Origin of the sequence: Silvibacterium dinghuense (genome assembly GCF_004123295.1) — a bacterium.
Taxonomy (GTDB): Bacteria; Acidobacteriota; Terriglobia; order Terriglobales; family Acidobacteriaceae; genus Silvibacterium; species Silvibacterium dinghuense.
Window position 1 is genome coordinate 1015042 of the sequence record NZ_SDMK01000002.1, and the last position, 20315, is coordinate 1035356.

Below are 20315 nucleotides of genomic sequence, written 5' to 3' on the forward strand. Positions count from 1 at the left end.
AGCTCTTTCGCTCCGGCCGCCAATACGAGATAGAGGTTCTGGTTGTCCCTGAATTTCAGCCGCGTACATGAGCTTCCTCCCGACGAGCTGGCCGTTTATCGCCGCCTCGATCCGGCCCGCCTGCCCAAGCACGTCGCCATCATCATGGACGGCAATGGCCGCTGGGCCGGTAAGCGCAGCCTGAAACGCTTCCTCGGGCACCAGCAGGGCGCCGAATCGGTGCAATATGTCGTCGAAACGGCATCGCGCATCGGCCTGCCCTGGCTCACGCTCTATGCGTTCTCGCTCGAGAACAACCTTCGCCGCCCTCGTCTGGAAGTCAGCTTCCTGATGCGGCTGCTGCGCTCCTATCTCAGCAACAACGTGCAGCGCATGAACGATAACAACGTGCGCATCCAGTACATCGGCCGCACGCAGGAGCTCGAGCCCGAGGTCCGCGAGCGCATGGAATGGGCTGCCGAAGCCACCCGTCACAACACCGGCACCGTCCTGACGCTGGCCCTGAACTATGGAGCCCGCTCCGAACTGGTCGACGCCTTCCGCGCGCTGTATCGCGAGGTCAAGGCCGGCGAGCTCAGCCTTGAAGATCTGACCGAACAGGATATCCAGCGTCATCTCTACACAGCGCATATGCCCGATCCGGATCTGCTGGTCCGCACCTCGGGCGAGATGCGCATCTCCAACTACCTGCTCTGGCAGATTGCCTACTCCGAGATTTTTGTCACGGATCGCCTCTGGCCCGACTTCCGCGGCATTCATATGCTTGAAGCGATCGAGGCCTATCAGCGTCGTGAGCGCCGCTTCGGCGGCCTGGGTGAAAGCACCGATGCCGCTGATATCTCGCATGAGGCCGCCGGCAAGACACTCGTGCCTCGTTAATCGATACAGCCATCCAAAAAGCAAAGGCCGGAGATCACTCTCCGGCCTTTGCCTGTCTTTGATAAAGACCTTAAACAGCTACTTTAATAACTTCACTCAACTGGCGGCAAAAGCACGCGATCTGCGGCTGTCAGCTTTGTGCTCGGAGCTTCCAGCTTTACCTTGAGAGACCCCACTTCGGGCTTGGTGTTCTTGGCTGGAGCCAGGAAGTTCAGCTCGTACTGGTTCTCGAGCCTCCGCTCCAGGTCTGCGAAGAACGGGCTAAACGAGACCGGATTGCCGAAGCCCTGGTAGTAGTAGTAACCGCCCGTTGCATCGGTCACCAGCGACATGAGGTTCTGCCCCGTATTTGTCCCCGCGAAGGTGCGGCTGGCAAAGCCGGCATCGTGCCAGAAAATACCGTGGATCACCACTCCTGCCTTCACCGCGTCACTGATGGCAGTCTGCAGGTACGGGTCATCCGGGTCGAAGCGCGGATTGTATGGATCAAAGCCATCCGTAATCACCACGGCTTCCCTGCGCGTGTCGCGATCCGTAGAGGGCCAGTTCTTCGCCAGGTCGGAGATGCAGAAGTAGGGGCTGGCGCTCGAACCGACCATGCCGCCAGGCAGGTGGAGGCCCTTCAATGCTGCCGCCTTGTCCGCGGTAAACGGGGTAGCAAACACCGCCCGGCCATTCTGCATGTATGAGATGGCTACCTTGGTGGTGGGAGGCAGGCTCTGCACAAACTTCTGGATGTCGTCCAACTGACGTCCCAGGCTGTTGCGGGCTCCGCCGTCGATGAGCACTGCGAGTTCGAGGGCCGCGCGGTCGCCGCGCAGCGGCGTTACATTGCTGATCTGTGCGGTCTTGCCATTCACCTGCACCTTGAAGTCCTTCGCTTCGAGCGCAGGCTGACTCTCCGCGTTTTTGCTCAAGACCGTAACCACGGACTGAGACTGGACCGCCCCACTCTGTGCCAGCGCCACCGATCCCAGCCCGCATACACTCAGGGTGGACACACAAAGCGCGGTCGTAACTGCTTCACGCATCTTCATTCTCTTGCTCCTCGGCCGCCTCGAACTACAGGCTCGCCATCGCTTCGGCACTTCTGTCAGCGATCTTCTCTGAAGTAAACACTATTCCAGAACATCTGTTGCTTGGACGCAGCGACACATCTGAAAGACCCGACGTTGCAAGGCCCTCCAGCGCTTGCCCGTGTATCCTCAACTTCAGCATGAAACGTGTTCTCACCGCTGCGGTCCTGATTCCGCTTGTCCTGCTGCTGATCTTCAAGGCCCCTTTCTGGCTGATTACCCCGGTCGTCGCCGTAGTCGCCGAACTGGCCCTCTGGGAGTACCTTACCCTCGCCGACGGCTTCGGTGCCAAGACACCGCGCATCGCCGCGATGATCGCCGTGGGACTGGTCTTCCTGTGCGTCTTCTACCGGCCGGAGCTGCTGGCCCAGCTTCTCGGCGCCATCGCGCTTGCGCTGCTCACGCTGAGCGCCTTCCGCTCGCCACTCCATCGCGCCTTGCCGGATACGGCCTTCTCCGTTTTCGGCGTGCTCTATACCGGCCTCTCGCTGGCGACCATCCCGCTGATCAGCGCGCAGGAAAACGGTCCGTCGCTGCTGCTCTTCCTCTTCTTTGTGGTCTGGACCGGCGACATCGCCGCGCTTTACGTCGGCCGCTCGCTGGGCAAGCATAAGCTCGCTCCAGCCATCAGCCCGGGCAAGACGTGGGAGGGCTCCATCGCTTCGATAGCGGGCTCTGTCCTCATCGGCGTCGGGCTTGTCTACCTCGCGCAGGCGCTCAACGCCCGGAATCTTACCTTCCTTTCGTATCCCGGTTCGATCTTCCGCTGGATCTTTCTTGCCATCCTTCTCAATGTGGCCGCACAGGTCGGCGACCTGATCGAGTCAGCGATCAAGCGGGGGGCTGGAGTCAAGGACTCCGGAACCCTGCTGCCTGGCCACGGAGGCATCCTCGACCGCATCGATGCGCTGCTGCTTGCCGCTCCTGTGCTGTGGTACGCTCTATTAGCGCAGCAGACCTTTTAATGCCGCACAAGCCTTTTGATTTGATGGACTTAACACGTTGAAACGGATCGCCATCCTCGGTTCCACCGGCTCGATCGGGCAAAGCACCCTCAGCATCATCGAATCCTTCCCTGACCGCTACGCGGTGGCTTCGCTCGCCGCGGGTCAGAATGTAGAAGAGGCTTTCCGCCAGGCCGTTCACTGGCGTCCGGCTGTCCTTTCGATGGCCACGGCCGAACCGGCTGATCAGCTTTCAAAACGGCTGCGGGAAGCCGGTGTGACCGGTGTCGAAGTGGTCCACGGAAGCGAAGGCACTGTCCGGGTCGCAACCCTGCCCGAGGCTGATTTCGTCGTCTCGGCCATCGTCGGCGTCGCGGGGCTCGAGGCCACGTATGCTGCGGTCCTCGCCGGTAAGCCCATCGGGCTCGCTAATAAGGAAGCCATGGTCGCCGCAGGAGAAATCCTGACCGCCGCCGCGCGCGAAAAGAACGTTCCCCTGCTGCCCATCGACTCCGAACACAATGCTGTGCACCAGTGCATGCGCGCCGGTGAGCGCGGCGAGATCAAGCGAATCTGGCTTACCGCTTCGGGCGGTCCCTTCCGCAACAAGCCTCTGGCAGAGTTCGAAAGCATCACCGTGGAGCAGGCGCTCAAGCATCCGACCTGGGTGATGGGACGGCGCATCACCATCGATTCGGCAACGCTGCTCAACAAAGGCCTCGAGATTATCGAAGCCTGCCGCCTCTTCGACATGCCCCCGTCGCAGGTCAAGGTTACGGTGCATCCGGAATCGACCGTGCATTCGCTCGTCGAGTATGTGGATGGCAGCATCCTTGCCCAGATTTCAGTCACGGATATGCGGCTGCCGATTCTTTATGCCATGGCTTATCCGGAACGTCCGGTTTCCGACCTGACTTTCGACATGACGGCACTCTCCCAGCTCAACTTCCAGCCGCCTGATTTTGAACGGTTTCCCTGCCTCAGGCTGGCCTACGAAGCAGCCGAAGCCGGCGGCGCGCACACGATTGCTCTCAATGCGGCGGACGAAATCGCGGTGGCGGCCTTCCTCGAAAGAGCCATCCCCTTTACGGCCATCCCGCGTACAATTGAAGCAGTATTAGAAGAAACCCCCGAGACCCATCCGACCACGATCGCCGAAGTGCTGGCCCTGGACGCTGAGGCCCGCGAGGCTGCACGGCGCATCGTTGCCACGGCTGGCCGGACATCTGCCCCTATCGGCGCCTGAACGACTCCGGTCCTGCTCTTCCGGAATCCGGCGCTGTCCCCATCGGCAGACGGGTGATCCGCATACGTAGGAATCTGACAAATCTATGTCCTTTGCGTTGACCGCCATTGTTTCCATGCTCATCGTGCTCGGCATCATGGTGCTGGTGCACGAATTCGGCCATTTTGCCGTGGCCAAGTTCTTCGGCGTCCGAGTCGAAGTTTTCTCTATCGGTTTCGGCAAGCGCCTCTTCGGCTTCCGCCGCGGTGATACCGACTACCGCCTCAGCCTGCTGCCCCTCGGCGGTTATGTGAAGATGGCCGGCGAGACCCCGGGGGAAGCCCGGACCGGCGATCCCGACGAATTTGCTTCCCATCCCCGCTGGCAGCGTGTGCTCATCGGCCTGGCCGGCCCGGTAGCGAACTTCATCCTCGCTTTCGTGCTCATGACCGGGCTCTACATGATGCACAACGAGGTCGAGAATTACCTTTCCGGCCCCGCTGTTACCGACTTCATTCCGCAGGATTCTCCTGCCGGACGCGCCGGACTCCAGTCCGGCGACCGCATTGTCCGCTTCGACAAGGATCACAATCCCAGCTGGGAGCAGGTCCGCATGCGCGCCGCGCTCGACGTGAACTCGGCCGTGCCGGTCACCGTGGAGCGCACCGTGGATGGCCAAACGCAAACCTTTAATACTCAGCTCTATCTTGCTGATTCCACGCATGGTGGAGATTTTGAGATCGAGTCCATCGGCCTGCTCCCGAAGGAGCAGAACAACCCCCTCGGTGTGCGCGATGTGATGCCCGGTAACCCCGCGGACAAGGCGGGCCTGAAGGCCGGCGACGCGATCGCCTCGATCAATGGCCAGTCCGTGCACTCCGTTGCCGCGGTCATGGCTGTCCTGCAGCAGACGAATGGCAAACCCGCGGAACTTATCGTCGACCGCAAGGGACAGACACTCAACCTTTCGGCGCAACCCATCTGGGGCGACGACGGCACCGGCCGCATGGGATACCGGCTTGGCTTCCACCCTGCGCAGGCACCCTTCCACGTCGAGCAGCTGCCCATTTCAGCGGCCGTTCGCCAGTCCCTGATCTTCAATCGCGATAACTCCGGCTACATCCTCGATGTGCTGAAGCGGCTGGTCACGCGGCACTCCAACATCCAGCAGCTGAGCGGCCCCATCGGTATCGCCCGTGAGACCGGCGAAGCTGTCACCATGCCAGGCTGGCAGCCGCTCATCGCCTTGATGTCGCTTATCAGCCTGAACCTCGGCATCTTCAACCTGCTGCCGATCCCCATCCTCGACGGCGGCATGATCCTGCTGCTTCTGATCGAAGGCACGCTGCGCCGCGACCTCAATCAGGATTTCAAGGAGCGGGTCTATCAGGTAGCCTTCGTAATGCTGATCCTTTTCGCCGCATTTGTGATGTTCAACGACGTGGCGAAGCTCAACATTCTTTCTAAGCTGAAGCCGTAAGCTTCAGAAAATCAGCGCGAAGGGGCACAGCCTGCTGTGCCCCTTCGCGTTTCCCACGCATCGAACTTGCCGCATCCTCATCCAATCAACACTGCTATGTCTGAGAACGTCTTTCCGCTGATCCTTGCCGAACTTAAGGCTTTTGCCTCAACTGCGCCCAGCCTCACGGCCGTGCAGGAATTTCTCGTCGAACTCATCCCCGCGCGCCTCTCCTATTACAACTGGACCGGCTTCTACATGCTCGATCCTGAAGATGCAGAGACGCTCGTCCTCGGCCCCTTCCGCGGCGCGCCCACCGAGCACGTCCGGATTCCGGTCAGCCAAGGCATCTGCGGCGCTGCCGTTGCACAGGACCAGACCGTCATCATCGACGACGTGAATAGCGACCCACGCTACCTCGCCTGCTCGCTGGAAACGCGCTCGGAGATCGTCGTGCCTGTTCATGCCCACGGCAAGGTCATCGGGGAGATCGACATCGACAGCCACGATCTCGCCGCTTTCACCGCCGCCGACCGCGCGTTTCTTGAAGAATGCGCAAAGATTGTCGGCAGCTATGTCGAGCGCACCGGGATTTCATCCAAAGCCTGACAGTAACCCATGCAAGCCCATACAGGGCTTGAACGGGAAACATATGCAGCCTTACCCGATCGCCTCAAAATAAAACTGATAGTGATTGCGGCAGCCGGGATTGAAGCCGGCTCCGCAATCCGGGCAGGCATAGCCGCTGGCCATGTACGCGGCGATCGTCATCTCTGTTCCGCATACCCCGCACAGTACTGCTTTTGTTGCCCACTGATTGCGCGGCCATACTGCAAACGGATGCCCTGCCAGGGCTTCGTGGCAGTCCTTGCAGGCGTAGTACTCCCCGCAGCATGCCATGCGGATCGCGATCACATCCAGCGGAGAATGCCAGTGCGCACACCGGGTCTGCGCATCGAGGTCGAGCCCGTGAACCTTCGGCCGCTGTTCCATCTCCACAGCCTAAACCAGCGCACTGATACCCTGAACGTTCTAGAGCCTAACAGGCTCTAGGCAAAGGAGTCCGCATGGCATCACCCACTGCGCGCGCCACCGTTCGTGTGCGCTACGCCGAAACCGACCAGATGGGCGTCGTCTACCATGCCAACTACTTTGTCTGGTGCGAGATCGGCCGTGTCGAGTTCTTCCGCCAGCTCGGCCATGACTACAGGAGCATGGAACTCGAAGACGACTGCCATCTCCCGGTCGTCGAAGCCTCCTGCCGTTACCGCACCCCGGCCCGCTATGACGATGAGGTGGTCATCGAAACGCGCGTGAAGCTCCTCCGCGGCCCCATCGTCAAATTCGGCTACCGCCTTCTCCGTATCGGCGCCGAAAACGAAGTCATCCTCGCCGAGGCCGAGACCACCCATATCTGCGTCGACCGCAATATGCAGAAACGGAACCTGCCCAGCCGCTATGCCGAAGCCATGCGTGAGACCATGACGGCACAGGAGTAATCGCACTCTCCGGGCTTTGTCGCGTTGTGGCGCGATCCGCACCGAAGGCGCCTTTCACCCCACGCGCTGTGGCGACCAGCGGGAGCGGCACGCCGAAGGCAGGTCGCCCTGCGCGAAGCAGCGCGATAGACTGGAAAGCATCCGATGATCCAGTTCCTGTTCCTACGTGGCGCCGCCATCGTCGTGCTCATCCTGGCCAATGGATTCTTTGTGGCCGCAGAGCTCGCCCTGGTCAGCGTGCGTGAAACCCGCATCGAACAGCTCATCGCTCAGCGCCGCCCCGGCGCCGCGCTCGTCCGCCGCCTGCAGCAGCATCTGGACGACTTCCTCCCTGCGGTCCAGCTCGGCGTCACCCTCTGCAGCCTGGCTCTCGGCTGGGTCGGCGAGCCGGTCGTTGCCGACGTCCTCGTCGCCTGGTTCGACGCCATTCCGCATGCGCATCTCTACGCGCACCTCATCGCTGTACCGGTGGCCTTCGCCTTCATCACCTACTTCCATGTCCTACTCGGCGAACTGGTGCCCAAGGCGCTCGCCCTGCGCAAGACCGAGCAACTGGCCGTCGCCGTTGCCGGTCCCATGGATGTTTTCATTCGCCTCACGCGTCCGGCCGTGCGGCTGATGAACAACTCGGCGCGCATGGTGCTCTATCTCTTCCACACGCCCATGGCGCATGAATCTTCGGCACATTCTCCGGAAGAACTGAAGCTCATCGCCACCGCTGCCCGGCGCACCGGAGCACTGCCCGTCTACCAGGAAGCGCTGATCCACCGCGCTCTCGAGGTCGGCGAAATTCCTACGCGCGAAATCATGACCCCGCGCCAGCGCATCTTCTCCCTGCCCTTCGACCTTCTCATCGAAGACGCCAGCGCCCGCATCATCGAAGAGCAGCACTCCCGCATCCCGGTCTACGATCCGGCCAAGGGGCCGGAGTCCATCGTCGGCCTGGTTTACTCGAAAGACATTTCACGCCTCATGCACTTCCGCGCCTCGGCTCGCACCCGCTTCAAGCAGGCGCCCTTCGTCGATCTGCGCCTCAAGCAGGTGATGCGCGAGGTCCTCGTCGTGCCCGAGACCAAGCCGGTCCTCGATCTGCTGCGTGAGTTCCAGCAGCGCCGCCGCCATCTTGCCATCGTTGTCGATGAATACGGCTCGACGGTCGGCCTGGTTACGGTCGAAGACGCCATCGAGCAGCTCATCGGAGAGGTGGAAGACGAGTTCGATATCGCCGCGAAGGCCGTGCTCACCACTGCCAGCGGCAGCCTCATCCTCGACGGCGGCGTTAACCTGCGCGACCTCGAAACCCAGATGCAATGGAGCCTGCCCCGCGACGGTGGTGTCGAAACCCTGGCCGGCTTTCTCCTCGCGCGGCTGGGCAGAATCCCATCGGGCGGCGAAACGGTCGAGTTCGAAGGCCGCCGATTCACTATCCTTGAGATGAGCGGCCACCGCATCAGCCGCGTGTGTATCGAAACCCTCCCCAACGAGGATACCGGCGCCGCCAAACCCATCCCTCCGCGGCAAAGCCCGTCCCATTCTCTGGAGCATGCCCGCTGATGTCCCAGTCCCGCCGCGCCCTGCGCGCCTTGCTCCTGCGCCTGCTCTACACCGTTCCGGTCGTCTGGCTGGTCGTCTCTGTCGTCTTCCTGCTGATTCACCTTGTTCCTGGCGACCCCATCCAGCAGATGCTCGGCGACGGTGCGCGCCCTGCCGATATTGCTGCGCTGCGCCATGCCTACGGTCTCGATCTGCCGCTGCACACGCAGTATCTGCACTACTGGCGCGGCGTGCTGCACGGCGATCTCGGCCAGTCCCTGCGGATGAAGGACACGGTCATGCACCTTGTCCTTTCGCGCTACCCCTACACGGCTGAACTCACCATTGCGGCTCTGCTCATCGCGCTCGCGCTCTCGATTCCCGCAGGCATCGCCAGCGCCACGCACCGCGATCGCTGGCAGGACCGCACCCTCAGCGTCGTCAGCCTCTTCGGACTGTCTTTTCCAGGATTCGCTCTTGGCCCGATCCTCATCCTGCTGGTCTCGATCAAGCTCGGCTGGCTGCCGGTCAGCGGCGCAGGCGACCTGAGCCATCTCGTGCTGCCTGCCCTGACCATGGGCAGCGCACTCGCTGCCATCCTTACCCGCATGGTGCGCACCGCCATGCTCGAAGAGCTCGGCCAGGACTACATCCGCACCGCGCGCGCGAAAGGCCTGCCGGAACGCACTGTTGTCTATAAGCACGCGCTGCGCAATGCGCTGATCCCGGTCATTACCCTGGTCGGTCTGCAGTTCGGAGCGCTGCTTGCCGGCGCCATCGTGACGGAGAAGATCTTCAGCTGGCCTGGCATCGGCCGCCTTACCGTCGATGCGATCTCCAACCGCGACTATGCCCTGCTCCAGGGCTGCATCCTGGCCGTCGGCGTCACCTATGTCCTCGTCAATCTCGCGACCGATGTGCTCTACCTGCTCGTAAACCCGCGCATCCGCGGCTAAGCATGCAGCCGGACAATCCCCGGGAACCATTCGCCCGTGACATGCGTATCTGCTCCCGTGGGAAGCGACCGCTCACCCGGCTGCGCTTCCGCCTTAAGGAGAGACCATGAAATTCGCCTGGATCGCAGCCACGCTGCTTGCCGTATCCCCTGCCGCACTGCTCGCAGCCGACGGCACCTTTGACAAGACCGTGCATGTGAGTGGCGGAGCATCGCTCTCTGTCGGCACCGGCTCCGGCTATATCCATGTATCGCCCGGCTCCGATGGCCAAATTCACATCATCGGCCACGTGCACGCCAACCATAACTGGGGCAGCTGGGGAGGTTCGCCGGAAGAAGCCGTCAAGCAGGTCGTCGATAACCCGCCCATCGAACAGGACGGCAACAGCGTGTCTGTCGGAAAGCATACGAATTACCACAACATCTCGATTGACTACGACATCACGGCTCCGCGCGGCACTGAGCTTGACGCCGGTTCCGGCTCCGGCGATCTGCAGCTGCGCGACCTGGAGGGACCGCTGAAGGCCAACACCGGATCGGGCTCCATCGAGGCCATCGGCTTCACCGGACGCGTCGTGCTAGGCACCGGCTCAGGAGACATCCATGCCGAGCTGCGCGGCACCCCGGACGTGAAGGCAGAGACCGGATCGGGCTCCATCCGGCTGAGCGGAGTCAATGGTGCGCTCTATGCTGAAACCGGATCGGGCGATATTGAGATCGCAGGCAATCCCTCTACGAACTGGAAGCTCGAAACCGGGTCAGGCTCCGTCTCCATCGACACCGCCGGCCATGCCAAGTTCAGCCTCGATGCTTCGACCGGGTCCGGCTCCATCCATAGCGATCCGCCGATCTCGACCCATGGCAGCCTCGAACGCCACCACATCACCGGCGATATTAACGGCGGAGGTCCGGTTGTCCGCATCGAGACCGGCTCCGGAGATATCCGCATCCGCTAAATCATCCCATCATAAAAACAAAGGCCTCGCCACGAAAACGCTTCGTGGCGAGGCCTTTTGTTTTGCCGCATTTCTACTGCGGCTGTTTCTCCTGCTCTTCTTTCTTCTGCTCTTCCTGCTTTTGCTCTTGCTGCCGCTTCTTCTCCGCCTCCTGCTGCTCCTTTGTCAGAGGCTGCTTCTGCTGTGGACGCGCCTGGGGCTGCTGGCCCTGCCGCGCTTCCGGCTTGGCAGCCTGCTGCTCCGGACGAGCAGGCGTGGGACGAGCCTGTTGCGGTGCCGGGCGCGCCTCCGAAGTTGCAGGGCGTGCCTGGGTTTCGGGACGCGCCGTCTGCGTTTCAGGACGGGTTGCCTGCTGCGCTGGACGAGCCTGTTGCTGAGCCGGACGGGTATTCTCGGCCGGTGTTGCGGGACGAGCATTTCCATTGGTTGGGGCTTCAGGCCGTGCCTGATTGCCGGCAGGCGTAGTGGGACGAGCAGCGTTCCCCGGTGCAGCCGGACGAGCGTTATTCTCCGGAGCCGCAGGACGGGCATTGTTTCCTGCCGCCGGAGCGACTGGACGGGCATTATTGTTCACCGGCGCTGCAGGACGCGCATTCGCGCCAGGCGAGGCCGGCTTCAGGTTCGGAGCAATAGGCCGCGCCGCGGGCTTGATCGCCGTTGCCGGCTGCGGCTTGGGGAGGGATACAGGCCGCGCTGCAGGGCGATTCGCCACGGGCGTCGCGATCACCTGGCCATGCGGCGTCATCAGCGCCGGACGAGCCACGGGCCGCGCTACCGCTGCCGCCGGACGAGCCTGCAGCAGAGGACGCTGCGGGGCCGGAGCCGGAGACTTCGCCACCATGATCGGCGCACGCGAGATCTGCTGCACCTGCGCCTGGTTCAGTCGCACCGGCTGCACGCGTCCGCCACCGGCGAAGTTGTTGGCCGGCACAGCCACGACACGCTGACGGTTCACATAATTCACGTTCGTCACGTTGATCTGGTTGACGTTATTGACGGTACGCGTGTTGGTGATGAAGGTGTTGTAGTTGTTGATGATGGTCGTGTTCCTGATGACCGTCACATTGACGTTGGTCACGTTGACGTTCTGCACATAGTGCGGCGAGCAGTGATACCAGGGCACATACGGCTCAGCGACACCCAGCGGGAACCACGCGGCCACACCACCGCCACCACCACCGATGCTGATCCCGATTGAGAAGCCCGGACCGCCGCCGACAAAAGCCACCAGTGCCGGTGAGTAGACAGGCCGCACTGCCGGCGGTCCCGGCACCCAGCCCCAGCGGCCGCCGATCACAGCCCAGCGGCCATAGTGGAAGGGCGCATACCCCCACGAGGTGTCATCGACCCAGGTATAGCCCCATGGCGCTACATACGCCCAGTGGCCCACGGTATACGGCTGCCAGCCCACGGCCACGCCCGTCGGATACCATACCGGTCCATAATCCGGGGTCACCGACCAGTTACCGTTGTCATCCAGATCGTCATACCCCGGCATCTCGCGGCTCACATAGCGCGCAGAGATCGAGTTGAGGATGTGGTGGTCGCGATCAATCGACCAACGGTCAAGATCATCGAAGCCCGGCATCTCGACAAGACCCAGCTCTACCGGATTTGTGCCGTAAAGCTGAACGGCCTGTCCCTGCACAACCTCCTGATTCACTCCCGGAGCAGCAACCTGCACCGCGCCTGCATTCACCGCGACCAGCGAAGCATCAGGACCATAGGCGTTGATGCGATAGTCGCCTGGCTGCTCGATGATGACCGCGCCATTCGGAGTATCGACCTCGATCACATTCTGCGGATCGATGGCAAAGACGCGCACGCGCACCGAACCCGAGGCCAGACCAATCTGCTCATAGTTATCGGTAAGGTTGGTAAGCGTCACATCCGTGCCGCCCCACATCCTCACATCCGAAGCCCCAAGCTGGATGATCGCCCGCGAGCCCTGATCTGTATAGAGACGGTCACCACTGACCATCGGATAGTTCGGCGGTGCGGCATTCCAGGTATCCACACCTGACGGCTGCAAAGATACTGCGCCCTGCAGATATCCAATCCTCGCCACACGTGCCGGCGGGTCCATGTCCTGCGCCTGCAGCGCAGGAATCCATAACAGCGCGGCTGCCGCCATGATGGCGGCTACCGCTGGTATCGTTTTCAAACTCTTCATACGTGGGTTTTCTCCGTAGAGTACAGCCGTTCATCCAAAGCCTGCGCGATAAGCAGCGGAGAGAGCTCGCGAGGCACGAACCATCACTGCACTTTAACCCACATAGATGAGGAAGTTGTCATGGAAGAAAAGACACGGCAAGCGGCAAATTCTACGTACTCACGCACTGAAAGGAAAAATGAAAAGCGGACATACTGAAGCTCCAAAGAACAACAGTACGTCCGCCTGTTGTGCCAGCTTTTAACTGAAGAGAAACTCTTTTGTCCGCAGCTCTTTGATGGTATCGCGAAGTTTTGCGGCCTTCTCGAACTCGAACTTTTTCGCTGCCTCGCGCATGTCGCTCTCAAGCTTTCCGATGTGCGCATCCAGTTCCGCCTGCGATGCGAACTCGGGCATCGATTCGGATTCATCCGTCAGGTCCGCATAGTCTGCCTTCAGAATCGCAGCCAGCGACATATCTGCCGAGCGAGACACAGACTTCGGTGTAATTCCGTGCTCCTCGTTGTAAGCCCGCTGCACCTCGCGCCGGCGGCTGGTCTCATCCATCGCCTGCTTCATCGAATCGGTGATGCGATCGGCGTAAAGAATCGCGCGTCCGTTGATGTGCCGTGCTGCACGGCCGATGGTCTGGATCAGCGATCCGCTCGAACGCAGGAAACCTTCCTTGTCCGCATCGAGGATCGCCACCAGCGAAACCTCCGGCAGATCCAGTCCTTCGCGCAGCAGGTTAATCCCGATCAGGACGTCGTACTCGCCCTTGCGCAGATCGCGCAGCAGCCGCACGCGCTCGAGCGTCTCAATCTCGGAGTGCATGTAGCGGCACTTCACGCCGACCTCGGAGTAGTACCCGGCGAGGTCTTCGGCCATGCGCTTGGTCAGCGTCGTAACCAGCACGCGCTCGTTTTTGGCGGCGCGATCCCTGATCTCCGCCAGCAGATCGTCGATCTGCCCACGGATCGGCCGGATCTCGACTTCCGGATCGATCAGTCCCGTAGGCCGAATGATTTGCTCCACCACGACACCCGCGCTCTTCGTTAGCTCATAGGCTCCCGGCGTCGCAGAAACATAAATCACCTGGTTGATGCGTCCCTCAAACTCCTCGAACTTCAGCGGCCGATTGTCTGTCGCCGAAGGAAGACGGAACCCGTAATCGACGAGATTCTGCTTGCGCGAACGGTCACCATGCCACATGCCATGAAGCTGCGGCACCGTTACGTGCGACTCGTCGATGAACAGCAGATAATCCTGCGGGAAATAGTCGAGTAGCGTCGGTGGGGGCTCGCCCGGCAGGCGTCCGGAAAAATGCCGCGAGTAGTTCTCGATGCCGTGACAGTAGCCGACGGACTTGATCATCTCCAGATCGAAGCGCGTACGCTGGTGAATACGCTGCGACTCCACCAGCCGACCCTGCCCTTCGAGTTCTTTCTCCCACCAGCCCAGCTCGTCGAGGATCGAATCCATCGCCGTCCGCTTGCGATCTGGCTGTACGACGTAATGGCTCTTGGGATAGATCGGCAGCCGCGCATACTTCTGCTTCACCGTGCCGAAGAGCGGATCGATCTGCGAAAGTGTGTCGATCTCATCCCCGAAGAGCTCAATGCGATAGGCCATCTCATCGTAGGTTGGATAGACCTCGATCACGTCTCCGCGGACACGAAAGGTGCCGCGCCGGAAGTCGGCATCGTTGCGCTCGTAGAGAATCTCCACCAGACGCCGCACGATATCATCACGCCGGATTTTCTGCCCTTTTTCGAGCAGCAGCAGCATGCCGTAGTAGGCTTCCGGGGAGCCAAGGCCATAGATGCAGGAGACCGACGAAACGATCACCACATCGCGGCGCTCGAAAAGCGAGCGGGTAGCGGAAAGGCGCAGCTTATCCAGCTCCTCATTGATCGTCGCTTCCTTCTCGATATACAGGTCGCCCGAAGGGATGTAGGCCTCCGGCTGGTAGTAATCGTAGTAGGAAACGAAGTATTCGACCGCGTTGTTCGGGAAGAACTGCTTGAACTCGTGATAGAGCTGAGCGGCCAGCGTCTTGTTATGCGCCAACACCAGCGCGGGGCGGTTCAGCTCCTCGATGACCTTGGCCATGGAGTAGGTCTTGCCCGAACCCGTGACACCGAGCAGCACCTGATGCTGCTCGCCCGAGTTCACGCCCGAGACCAGCTCCGGAATTGCCCGCGCCTGGTCACCGCGCGGCATATATTCGCTTACCAGTTCGAAGTCCACACTCATGATGGTATATGGATGCTGGAGCAAGCGTCGCCGACGCTTGCTCCAGCATCATTCCACTGCGTTATGGCTGCTCCTCGCTCACCGACGGCGGTGCATCCTGCGGCGCGGCCCCCCATGACTTGTCAGGTTCCGTGCCCAGGACAAACTGCAGGCGGCCTCCATCGCTCATGTTCTGGAAGGTGATCCAGTTCTTCGCGTGCGCCGCTCCGTTCAGCCTCACACCCTGGATATATGGCGTGCTCTCCGGATTGGGCGAGGTCTCGATCGTGAATATCTTGCCCTTGTACGGCGCCTGCAGGTGGATGACAACCTTGGGAAATACCGGGCTGGTCAACTCATAGGCGAGACTCGCAGGATCGACCGAGTAGAAGCCCATCATGCTCATCACCGCCCAGGACGACATCTCTCCACAGTCGTCGTTGCCGGGAATGCCATCCGGCGTATCCGGATAGTTCTCCTTGAGCACACGCCGCACCACGCGCTGCGTCTCCCATGGCTGTCCGGAGAAGTTGAACTCAAAGGGTGCCTGCAGATCCGTTTCGTTATAGGGGTTGTAGTACTGGCCGTACCAGCCCGGCGTCTTGTAGTCGAAGAACGCAGTCAGGCGCTGGTTGAAGAGATCCTGCCCCATAGCCTTCACCAGCCAGGCCATGTCCGCAGGGGCGAACCACTGGTAGTGCCAGCCTGAGCCCTCAATGAAACCTTTGCCGTTCTGCACCGGATCGAAGTTCGGCACCCAGCTTCCATCCGCATTGCGAGGCTGGAAGTAGAGGTTCTCAGGATTGAAGACGTTCCGGTAGTACAGTGCGCGGTCATACATCGTCTTCGCGTCGTCCGTCTTGCCCAGCGCCTTCGCCAGACGATACAGCGAGGCATACGCGATCGCGTCCTCCTGGATCTGCGACACCGAGCCATACTCCACCTTGTCGTTGGGCACATAATGCAGCGTGTTGATCCACTGCATGCCGATCTGTCCCTGATATGGCTTGCCTTCGGGAGCAGGCTGCGTTGCATCGAGCCACATACCCTTCCATGCTGTGTCGATATCGAAATCATGCAACCCATCGAGCCACGCCGTGCTCACGATCACGCTCAGAGGACTGCCGGCCATGATGTTCGTATAGGCGTTGATCTGTGGCCAGCGATCGATCCATCCGCCCTGCCGATACATCAGCGCGACCGACTCCGCCATATCCTCCACACGCTTCGGCTCGATCAATGCCAACAACGGCATCTGGCTGCGATAAATATCCCATCCGGAGAAATTTCCGTAGAGCAGATGGCCGGCCTTTACTTGATGAATTACGTTGTCGAAGCCGATATAACGCCCATCCACATCGCTCAGAACGCTCGGCATCAACAGACTGTGATAGAGCCCCGTATAAAAGACCCGTGTATTCGTCTCCGATCCGCCGGAGACTTCGATCACACTCAGCGCCTTGTTCCATGCGGACTCGGCGCTTGCACGAATCTGCTCGAAGCTCTTTCCCTCAGCCTCTGTCTTGAGATTGTTCCGCGCGCCTGCAAGATCGACATACGAGATTCCGATCTGCGCCGTCACCGTCTGTTGCTGGTTCGACGCCGGCCACGAGGCATAGGCTCCGATCCACCGGCCGGGAGCTGTCTGTGTAGCCGAACGGCCGCTTTCTTCCGGAGCAACCGCGTGGTCTGGGACACCATTCCATGTCCCGGAGCTCCCGACGCTGCGGTCGAAGCGGATCACAAAATAAATCTTGTATGTCTGCTTCACGCCGCAGAAGGCTTCGTTTTCCACGAAACCCTCCATCTCGCGATCGCCTACAACCCGAATCTCTGCGCCCGTCGTGTGATTCAGCGTGTGGCTGATGGGCACCAGAACATTCGCGGCTTTGCCCGCTGGAAAAGTAAAGCGCACCATGCCCGTGCGATCTGTCGCGGTCAGCTCCGCGTTCACGTCCTGGCGCAGCAGACGGACCTGATAGTAGCCAGGGGCAGCCTTCTCCTGATCATGCGAATAAGGCGATTCAAAATTGGCTTCCTGTGTCGAGACCGGGCCGGTGGTCGCCGTAACGAAAACCTCGCCCTCATTGGAGCAGCCCACGCCACTCATGTGGGTCATGCTGAATCCTTTGATCGTGTCCTGATAATAGTGGTAGCCGAGCCCGTGATCTTCCGTGTCAGGACTGAACTGTGCCATGCCGAACGGCATCACCGCTCCCGGAAACAGATTCTCACTGTCGCCCGGCCCCTTGCCGGTTCCAACAAAGGGATTAACCTTCTGCGCCGGCCCATCGGCCTGCGCGTCATTCCCGGCTGACGCGTATGCAACCGTGCCCACAGCGATCAATGGCGTAAGAGCAAGCGTAAGAATCCCTATCGACCTCACACGGAACAACCCCAGGACAGAACAATGGACCGGCATGCATGACTCCTCTGGAACGGACATTCCCTGCTTTCGAGCACGGCAACGTTGCAGCCCGGTATTTCCGCCGTGCGCTCTGCGCAGCTATGGTAACGTTTCCTCAGCAGATACGGAAACCCTCTTTTGTATTCGCTCTTCTATCCCTGCAACCGTTATTCTGACTGCGCTATGCCCCCGATGCCACGCCTGCTCCCTCTCTGCCTTGCTGCCGTCTCCGTGCTGCCGTTCGCTGCCGCCGCACCTGCTGCTCTGGCCCAATCGTCGCAGTCCGCGATCACCACAGCACCCGAAGCCTCCTATAGCCCCATTGCCGACCCCAAAGCCATCGTCCGCTTTGGACACACGCGCTTCACCGTTCTCACTCCGCAGCTCATCCGCATGGAGTATGCAGCCGACGACAAATTCGAAGATCACCCTTCCTTCGTTTTTCTCAATCGCCGCCTCCCTGTTCCAGAATTTTCCGTGAAGCGCTCCGGCAAGAAACTCACTCTCATCACCCACAGCCTCACGCTGGTCTATGACGGCTCTGGAAGCGGCGGCTTCACTGCGGACAATCTCACCGTCACGCTTCAACTCGACGGCAAACCTGTCACCTGGCATCCTGGCCTTGAAGACAGCGGCAACCTGCTCGGCACCACACGCACCCTCGACGGCGCTCTCGGTGACAAAACCCGCGAGCCTATCGGCCAGGGCCTTGTCTCACGCAATGGATGGTCTGTTGTCGACGACTCCAAGCGGCCACTTTTCGATTCCGACGACTTCACCTTTGCGAAGGGCGAAAACAGTGAATGGCCCTGGGTCATGGTGCGCCCTGCGGGCGACCGCACCGATCTCTACTTCTTTGGCTACGGCCACGATTACAAGCAGGCGCTTCAGGATTATGTAACCGTCGCTGGACGGATTCCCCTGCCGCCTCGTTTTGCCTTCGGTGCATGGTGGTCACGCTACTGGGCATACAGCGACCAGGAGCTCGAGAACCTTGTCCGCGGTTTCCGCGAGAACGATGTGCCGCTCGATGTATTGGTCATCGATATGGATTGGCACCTCAACAAGCGGCAACTCGAGGCCAAGCATGAGGAAGACCAGTCCGGCCATGATCTCGGCTGGTCGGGATACACATGGAATCCGCTGCTCTTCCCCGATCCCAAAGCGTTTCTCGACCATATCCACAAGGAAGGTCTGAAGGTTACGCTCAATCTGCATCCGGCTTCCGGCGTGCAGCCATGGGAAGACGCCTACCCGGCGATGGCGCGCGCCATGGGCATCGATCCGGCCACACATAAATACGTGCCCTTCGATATCTCCAATAAGAGATTCGCGCTGAATTACATGAACCTGCTGCACCATCCGCTGGAGAAAGAAGGCGTAAACTTCTGGTGGCTCGACTGGCAGCAGGAGCTCGACTCGAATCTCCCCGGTGTGAACAATACGTGGTGGCTTAACTACGTTCACTTCACCGACCAGGAACGCGAAGGCAAGCGTCCTCTGCTCTTCCACCGCTGGGGTGGGCTCGGCAACCATCGCTATCAGATCGGCTTCTCCGGCGACACGGTCTCCGTGTGGCCATCCCTCGCCTTCCAGCCCTGGTTCACCGCGACCGCCGCCAATGTCGGCTATGCCTACTGGAGCCACGACATCGGCGGCCACATGCCTGGCGCTGTCGAACCCGAACTCTTTACCCGCTGGGTGCAGTTCGGCGCCTTCAGCCCCATCCTGCGCACGCATACGACGAAGAATCCGGACTCCGAACGCCGCATCTGGGCTTATCCGGCCACTTATGCCGATGTCATGCGCAATGCCTTCCAGATGCGTTACGCGCTCCAGCCTTACATTTACACCGAAGCGCGCCGCACCTATGACACGGGCCTCGCCTTCGTTCATCCGCTTTACTACGACTGGCCGGAAGCTGACGCAGCCTACTCGCAACGCAGTGAGTATGCCTTCGGCAGCCAGATGATCGTGCAGCCTGTCGTCACGCAGATGGACGCTTCCACGCAACTTGCACACGAGAAAATCTGGATTCCGGATGGAGAGTGGGTAGAACGCGACACCGGCAAGCACTTTACTGGCCCGCAGCTTGTCGATCGCAACTTCTCGCTCGATCAGATTCCGGTCTACATCCGCGCCGGCGCGATCCTTCCCATGCAGCCGCCCATGCTGCACACCGGAGCGAAGCCGGTGGATCCGCTCATCGTGAATGTCTATCCGCTCGATGACGGGCAGAAGTCCACGTATCGCCTCTATGAAGACGCCAGCGATTCCGAGGCATACAAGAGCGGTGTCTGCACCTGGACTCCGCTCACCGCAAGCCAGTCCGGCGACACCCTGACCGTCGAAGTCTCCCCGGCCGAAGGCCAGTATCCCGGCATGCTCGAATCGCGCGGCTACGAAATTCGTCTGCCGCTCGACTGGCCGCCGGATTCTGTAACCGTCAATGGCACAGATATCGCTCAGCATGATGGCGAGTCGGGATGGACCTACGATGGCAACAGGCTGACTACCACGATCCGCGTGCCCAGCCAGTCGGTGCACTCGCCACTGCGTGTCGAAATCCATCGTGCGCCTGGCTCGCTTGCTTCACGCAGCAAACTCGATGGCTTCCCCGGCTCCATTACCCGTTTGCGGGCCGCTTATGATGCGCTGAACTCCATGTGGCCCTTCACCTGGTCGTCCGATCCGCTAATCGATGCGCTGCAGACAGGCGACCGCATGCACTACCATCCGCAGGATGCACGCAACGAGCTCACCCGCTTCTCCGGCGTCTATGCGCAGGCGATGGACGAACTCCATGCGAAAGTGACTGCGGCAAACATTCCCGACGATCAGCTCGCAAAACAGCTCATGCAGGACAAAGGAGCTGACACCAACATCGAGCGCGCCCGCCGCTACAAAGCCGCTCTGAACCGCGCGCTCGCACTCCTGAATGACGGCAAGCCAGCCCAGTAATCGAAACGGACAACACAACCCTGGCAGCAAACAA

General features: G+C 60.8%; 15 protein-coding genes. 10 read left to right on the forward strand and 5 right to left on the reverse strand.

Annotated elements, in window-relative coordinates:
• The first annotated feature begins 42 nt into the window (after nucleotides 1-42).
• Entirely contained in the window at nucleotides 43-879 is an 837-nt protein-coding gene (locus tag ESZ00_RS13450; protein ID WP_229741270.1) for an isoprenyl transferase, read from the forward strand.
• A 92-nt stretch (nucleotides 880-971) separates the two neighbouring features.
• Here the strand turns inward: ESZ00_RS13450 and ESZ00_RS13455 are convergent, their stop codons facing one another.
• Complete coding sequence (locus tag ESZ00_RS13455; protein WP_129208763.1) at nucleotides 972-1910, reverse strand: vWA domain-containing protein; 939 nt, start codon at nucleotides 1908-1910, stop codon at nucleotides 972-974.
• Between the two features lie 185 nt (nucleotides 1911-2095).
• Here ESZ00_RS13455 and ESZ00_RS13460 point away from each other — a divergent pair, with 185 nt between their 5' ends.
• The 4 genes from ESZ00_RS13460 (at nucleotide 2096) to ESZ00_RS13475 (ending at nucleotide 6192) form a co-directional block, all read left to right on the forward strand.
• The gene (locus tag ESZ00_RS13460) at nucleotides 2096-2920 is read left to right on the forward strand and encodes a phosphatidate cytidylyltransferase (protein WP_129208764.1); all 825 of its coding nucleotides are present in this window, start codon (nucleotides 2096-2098) and stop codon (nucleotides 2918-2920) included.
• Nucleotides 2921-2957: 37 nt separating this feature from the next.
• Entirely contained in the window at nucleotides 2958-4145 is a 1188-nt protein-coding gene (locus tag ESZ00_RS13465) for a 1-deoxy-D-xylulose-5-phosphate reductoisomerase (RefSeq protein WP_129208765.1), read from the forward strand.
• Between the two features lie 85 nt (nucleotides 4146-4230).
• Nucleotides 4231-5604, forward strand: coding sequence for an RIP metalloprotease RseP (gene rseP / locus ESZ00_RS13470; protein WP_129208766.1), 1374 nt, complete (start codon nucleotides 4231-4233; stop codon nucleotides 5602-5604).
• A gap of 96 nt (nucleotides 5605-5700) precedes the next feature.
• Nucleotides 5701-6192 (forward strand): GAF domain-containing protein, encoded by a 492-nt coding sequence (locus ESZ00_RS13475; protein WP_129208767.1) that lies wholly within the window; start codon nucleotides 5701-5703, stop codon nucleotides 6190-6192.
• 51 nt (nucleotides 6193-6243) lie between these two features.
• On the opposite strand, the gene ESZ00_RS13480 is transcribed toward ESZ00_RS13475, so the two are convergent.
• Nucleotides 6244-6576 carry a CHY zinc finger protein gene (locus ESZ00_RS13480; protein ID WP_129208768.1) on the reverse strand — a complete coding sequence of 111 codons (333 nt, stop codon included), beginning with the start codon at nucleotides 6574-6576 and terminating at the stop codon, nucleotides 6244-6246.
• A 74-nt stretch (nucleotides 6577-6650) separates the two neighbouring features.
• Here ESZ00_RS13480 and ESZ00_RS13485 point away from each other — a divergent pair, with 74 nt between their 5' ends.
• The 4 genes from ESZ00_RS13485 to ESZ00_RS13500 all read left to right on the forward strand — a co-directional run bounded on the left by ESZ00_RS13485 (nucleotide 6651) and on the right by ESZ00_RS13500 (nucleotide 10526).
• Complete coding sequence (locus ESZ00_RS13485; RefSeq protein WP_129208769.1) at nucleotides 6651-7082, forward strand: acyl-CoA thioesterase; 432 nt, start codon at nucleotides 6651-6653, stop codon at nucleotides 7080-7082.
• Between the two features lie 144 nt (nucleotides 7083-7226).
• A complete protein-coding gene (locus tag ESZ00_RS13490) occupies nucleotides 7227-8636 on the forward strand; it encodes a hemolysin family protein (RefSeq protein ID WP_129208770.1) in 1410 nt (469 codons plus the stop codon).
• Nucleotides 8636-9571 carry a nickel ABC transporter permease gene (gene nikB / locus ESZ00_RS13495; RefSeq protein ID WP_129208771.1) on the forward strand — a complete coding sequence of 312 codons (936 nt, stop codon included), beginning with the start codon at nucleotides 8636-8638 and terminating at the stop codon, nucleotides 9569-9571. The genes ESZ00_RS13490 and nikB overlap by 1 nt, the downstream gene beginning before the upstream one ends.
• A 106-nt stretch (nucleotides 9572-9677) precedes the next feature.
• Nucleotides 9678-10526 carry a DUF4097 family beta strand repeat-containing protein gene (locus ESZ00_RS13500; protein WP_129208772.1) on the forward strand — a complete coding sequence of 283 codons (849 nt, stop codon included), beginning with the start codon at nucleotides 9678-9680 and terminating at the stop codon, nucleotides 10524-10526.
• Between the two features lie 73 nt (nucleotides 10527-10599).
• Here the strand turns inward: ESZ00_RS13500 and ESZ00_RS13505 are convergent, their stop codons facing one another.
• The 3 genes from ESZ00_RS13505 to ESZ00_RS13515 all read right to left on the reverse strand — a co-directional run bounded on the left by ESZ00_RS13505 (nucleotide 10600) and on the right by ESZ00_RS13515 (nucleotide 17335).
• Entirely contained in the window at nucleotides 10600-12699 is a 2100-nt protein-coding gene (locus tag ESZ00_RS13505; RefSeq protein WP_129208773.1) for a DUF6600 domain-containing protein, read from the reverse strand.
• Nucleotides 12700-12939: 240 nt separating this feature from the next.
• On the reverse strand, nucleotides 12940-14934 hold the full coding sequence (uvrB, locus tag ESZ00_RS13510; protein WP_188590870.1) for an excinuclease ABC subunit UvrB: 1995 nt from the start codon (nucleotides 14932-14934) through the stop codon (nucleotides 12940-12942).
• A gap of 61 nt (nucleotides 14935-14995) precedes the next feature.
• On the reverse strand, nucleotides 14996-17335 hold the full coding sequence (locus tag ESZ00_RS13515; RefSeq protein ID WP_164981510.1) for a GH92 family glycosyl hydrolase: 2340 nt from the start codon (nucleotides 17333-17335) through the stop codon (nucleotides 14996-14998).
• Between the two features lie 168 nt (nucleotides 17336-17503).
• Between ESZ00_RS13515 and ESZ00_RS13520 the strand changes: the two genes are divergently transcribed.
• Complete coding sequence (locus ESZ00_RS13520; protein WP_229741271.1) at nucleotides 17504-20281, forward strand: glycoside hydrolase family 31 protein; 2778 nt, start codon at nucleotides 17504-17506, stop codon at nucleotides 20279-20281.
• The last annotated feature ends 34 nt before the right edge of the window (nucleotides 20282-20315 follow it).